The following is a 4,648-nucleotide window of genomic DNA, read 5'->3' on the forward strand; positions in this document are numbered from 1 at the left end:
GCCTGAGCGGGCGCGGGCCGGGGCGCCTGGGCGGGCGCTTGGGCGGGCGGCGGGGTCGCCGCGGGTCGAGCGAGGTCGGCGGGCAGCGGCTGGCGGCGCATGGAGTGCTCGGTGCGCTCGGGGGTCCGCACCTGCTCGACGGGCGGCGCCGGGACGAGCCGCATCGCGGTGAGGTTGACGATGTGGCGCGGGCCGTCGTCGACGGCGGTGTCGGCGACCTCGACGACCGGGCGTACGTCGACCACGACGGTGTTGGTCAGGTGGTCGTGCCAGCCGCGGCGCTGGCGGCCGCGGTCCTCCACGGCCGTCCAGGCCAGGGTGGCCAGGCCGATGCCGAAGGTGGGTAGTCCCGCCACGCCCAGCACGAGCGACCGGAGCAGCGCCGGGCCGACCCCGATGGGGGTGCCGGTGCCGTGGTGCACCACGCGCAGGCCGGTCACCGCCTTGCCGGGCGACATGCCGGTGAGGCCGACCACGACGGACAGCACCAGCCAGAGGAGCACCGTCGCACCGGCGACCGCGCCGACCACTGTCCACACGTCGTCGGAGACGAGCAGCGCGGTCGCCACGCCGACGCCGGCGATGACGGTCCAGGCGAGGAGGCGGTCGATGACGAGGGCGGCGAAGCGACGTTCGAGCTGGGCGATGGGGTAGGTCATGGCCTGGGGGTGCTGGGTCACGGGGGGGTCTCGGTGGGTGTTGATCAGGGGTTGGTGACCTGGATGGTCACGCCGTCGCCGAGGTCGAGGACGGCGCCGGGGATCAGGCTGACGGCGATGCCGGGCTTGAGGTCCTCGGCGTCGAGACCCGGTTGGGCCAGGACGGTGCCGTTGGTGGAGCCGAGGTCGGTCGCGATGGCCGACCCGTGGTCGGCCCCCGCGCCCGGGCGGATCTCGAGGTGGGTCGAGGAGATCTCCTGGTGCGGGCTGGGCACCGTCACGACGTGGGGCTGGTCGTGGGAGGCGAAGCGGCCCGCCTCGGGCGCGCGGCCCACCAGCACGGTGCGGTCGACGGCGACCACGTCGCCGGTGGAGAAGACGAGGGACGCGACCGGCTGCGAGACCACGTCCGGCGCGATCTCCTGGCCGGGGATGGGCGGGCGCTCGAAGTCGGCGTGCGAGGGGCCGACCTGGGTCTGGCCGTCACGGTCGGGCCACTCGTCCTCGACGACGGGGGTCTCGCCGGTCGGCGTCGGGTCGTCGCCGGGCGCGCCGAACTGCATCGGCGCGGCGGGCGGCGCGGGGGCCGCCTGGGGCTCCGGGGTGGGCTCGGGGTCGGGCTCGGGCTCCGGGGCCGCCTCGAGGGCGGGCTCGGGGTCCGGCTCCGGAGCGGCCTCGGGAACGACGACGGGCGGGGGCTCGTCGGCCGCGGCGCCCGAGGCGGACGCGGACGGCGTACCGAACTCCACGACCGAGACGCGGGCCAGGCCGGCGGTGAGGGGGTGGTCGGCGGAGCCCTCGCCGGTGAGCGTCACCCGGACGGTGGTCACGCCCGTGAGGACCTGCTCGGCCCAGGTGGCGCCCGGGGACGCGCTGAGGATCTCCTCGCCACCGGTCGAGGACACGGTCGCGGTGGGCGCACCCCGCACGATGAGGCGGGTCGCGTCGTCGTCGTGGGCGACGAGGGCGAAGTGGTCGAGCGAGGACAGCCCGCCTGCGAGCAGGGCATCGAGCAGGGCGTCGGCCGCGGCACCGGAGTCGGCGAGGTCCCACAGCGTGGCCACCCGACCGCGCTGGCTGACGGGCAGCAGGACCGTCACCCCGTCGCCGACGACGGCGTACCAGTCCCCCGGCGCGAACCTCGCCTCAGTGCTCACAGTCGTCCCCCCAGCTTCGATTCGAGACTCTCCTGCTGGCGCCGGGAGTCATAGGTCGCGTCCTTCACCAATCCCACCACATCGACCACCACCGCCGTGGCGTTGTCGCGACCACCGGCCGCGACCGCGGCCCGCACCAGCGCGTCGGCGGCGTCGCGGGGGTCGGCGACGGACTCGAGGATCTCCTCGATCTCCTTGTCACCGATCATCCCGGTCACGCCGTCACTGCACAGCAGGAGGCGCTCGACCGAGCCGAGGGGCAGGAGGAAGAAGTCGGGGCGGATCCCCTCAGGGCTGCCGAGCGCGCGGGTGATGACGTGCCGCTCGGGGTGGACCGAGGCTTCCTCGACGGTGATGCGGCCGGCGTCGATGAGCTCCTGGACGACGGAGTGGTCGACGCTCACCTGCTCGAGCCGGCGCTCGACGATGCGGTAGATCCGGGAGTCGCCGAGGTTGGCCAGGAGCCACTTGGTGACGCCGTCGACGACGACCAGGACCGCCACCACGGCGGTCGTGCCGGCGTGCCAGCCGGGCTGCATGGCCCGGTGGGCGTCGCCGTAGTCGACGATGCGCGCCTGTGCCCGGGTGAAGGCGTCGGCGACGAGCTCGGCCCCGCGGCGCGGGTCGTAGGACTCGGCGAGGCGCTGGAACTCCTCGACCACCATCTGGCTCGCGACGTCGCCGCCGGAGTGGCCGCCCATGCCGTCGGCGACGACGAAGACGGGAGGCGCCACGAGGTAGGAGTCCTCGTTGACCTTCCGCACCAGACCGACGTCCGTCGACGCCCCGTGGTGCAGATCAACGTCCAGCATGTCGGCCCTCTTCGCCCCGTGTCGAGATGTGGGGCCGCGGTGCCGGCCCGGCGAGTAGCGTAAGAGGGATGTCCAGTTCAGGGCGGACGACACCCGCACGCACCCTCGCCGACCAGCTGCGCAGCTGGCCGGACGACCGGCTCGTGGCGCTGCTCAGGGCCCGTCCAGATCTCGCCACACCCGCCCCTCAAGATTCCTCGCAGCTCGCCTCGCGGGCCGCGACGCGTTCGTCGATCCACCGGGCCCTCGACGGACTGGACCGCCTCGAGCTTTCCGTGCTTGATGCCCTCCTGGTTGCAGGTCAAACCACTTCTGCGGACCTGATCTCGATCGTCCACGCCGACAGGACGCGTACGACGGCGGCGCTGCAGCGGCTGCTCGACCTGGCACTGGCCTGGGAGGCCCCCGGCGGCGTCCGAGCCCTCACCGGCGTGGCGGACGCGATGCGCGGCATGCCCGGCCTCGTCAGCGGGTTGCGCCCGGCCAGCCCCGAGGCCGCGAGCCCGGACGCGCTGGCGGCGCGGATCGCCGAGCTGTCCCCGGCCGCGACCGCGCTGCTGCGCCACGTCGACGACCACGGCGGCGAAGGCACGACGGGATCGGCCCGGCGCACCGTGTCGCCGGCCGAAGCACGCACGCCGGCCGAGGAGCTGATCAGCCGGCGCCTGCTCGTCCCCCGCGAGGGTGACGCCGTCGTGCTGCCCGGCGAGGTCGGCCTGGCGCTCCGTGGTGGCCGGACGACCCGGGAGCCGGTCGACGAGGTGCCGCCGCTGGCGACGTCGTCGCGCGACGCCGCACTCGTCGCCCGGACAGCCGCGGGGGCGGCCTTCGACGTCGTACGCCGGGTGGAGCTGCTGCTCGACCACTGGGGCGTGCAGCCGCCGAGCGTCCTGCGCAGCGGCGGCCTCGCCGTGCGCGACCTCAAGGCGGTGGCACGCGAGCTGCACGTCGACGAGCCCGGAGCGGCGCTGGTGGTGGAGGTGGCGCTGACGTCCGGCCTGATCGCCGAGGCGGCCGCCGCCGACGGGACGCCCTCGTGGCTGCCCACCGACGAGTTCGACCTCTGGTCGGGCCTGCCGCTCGCCGAGCGGTGGACGCGCCTGGTGGGCGGGTGGCTCGCCAGCAGCCGGGTGCCGTCGCTGGTCGGCTCGCGCGACCCGGCGGGCAAGTCCTGGAACGCGCTCGCCCCCGAGCTGTCGAGCGGGCTCGCCGAGGAGGCCCGTCGGCTGGCGCTGCAGGTGCTGGCCGAGGTGCCCGAGGGCGAGGTGCTCGCGATCGGCACCGGCATCGCCTCGCTGGTGCAGCGCATCGCCTGGCTGCGCCCGCGTCGACCCACGATCTTCGCCGACCTGGTCACGGCCGCGCTGGCCGAGGCGGCCGCGCTGGGCGTCACCGGCGCCGGGGGCCTGCCGCCCAGCGGACGGCACGTCGCGGGCGGCGACCTCCCGGCCGCCGCGGAGGCGATCGCCGCGGACCTCCCCCGACCGGTCGACCACGTCCTCCTGCAGGCCGACCTCACGGCCGTCGCCCCCGGACCGCTCGAGACAGAGGTGGCGCGCCGCCTGCACCTGCTCGCCGACGTGGAGTCGCGCGGCGGTGCGACGGTCTACCGCTTCACCTCCGGGTCGCTGCGCCGCGGCTTCGACGCGGGGTGGTCCAGCGGCGAGGTGCGCGACTTCCTCACGACGGTCTCGCAGACGCCGGTCCCCCAGCCCCTGGAGTTCCTCGTCGAGGACGTCGCCCGCACCTTCGGCACCGTGCGGGTCGGGCACGCCGAGGCGTTCCTGCGGGCCGACGACGAGGCCGCGCTCGCCGCGCTGGTGCACGACCCGCGGGGGCGCAGCCTCGGCCTTCGCCTGCTCGCCCCGACGGTCGCGATCGCCACCTCCCCCCTCGACGTCCTGCTCCCCCGGCTCCGCGAACTGGGGGCCGCTCCGGTCGTCGAGGCCGCCGACGGCACGGTCCGCGTGAGCCGCCCCGACCTGCAGCGGGCCCGCGCCCGCCGCGGCCGCCGCCCGGC

Annotated in this window: 4 protein-coding genes; 1 reads left to right on the forward strand and 3 read right to left on the reverse strand. The window is 75.6% G+C overall.

The window, feature by feature from the left end:
• From AC1DP1_RS23120 to AC1DP1_RS23130, 3 genes are all read right to left on the reverse strand, one after another.
• Positions 1-659 (reverse strand): RDD family protein (locus tag AC1DP1_RS23120; RefSeq protein WP_477508838.1); only part of this gene is annotated, 659 nt, incomplete at its 3' end.
• A gap of 44 nt (positions 660-703) precedes the next feature.
• A complete protein-coding gene (locus AC1DP1_RS23125; protein WP_477508839.1) occupies positions 704-1,816 on the reverse strand; it encodes an FHA domain-containing protein in 1,113 nt (370 codons plus the stop codon).
• Positions 1,813-2,628, reverse strand: coding sequence for a PP2C family protein-serine/threonine phosphatase (locus AC1DP1_RS23130; protein WP_477508840.1), 816 nt, complete (start codon positions 2,626-2,628; stop codon positions 1,813-1,815). The genes AC1DP1_RS23125 and AC1DP1_RS23130 overlap by 4 nt, the downstream gene beginning before the upstream one ends.
• Before the next feature lie 68 nt (positions 2,629-2,696).
• Here AC1DP1_RS23130 and AC1DP1_RS23135 point away from each other — a divergent pair.
• A partial coding sequence (locus AC1DP1_RS23135; RefSeq protein ID WP_477508841.1) for a helicase-associated domain-containing protein occupies positions 2,697-4,648 on the forward strand: 1,952 nt, incomplete at its 3' end.

It is taken from the genome of Nocardioides sp. P4_G10, assembly GCF_056401175.1.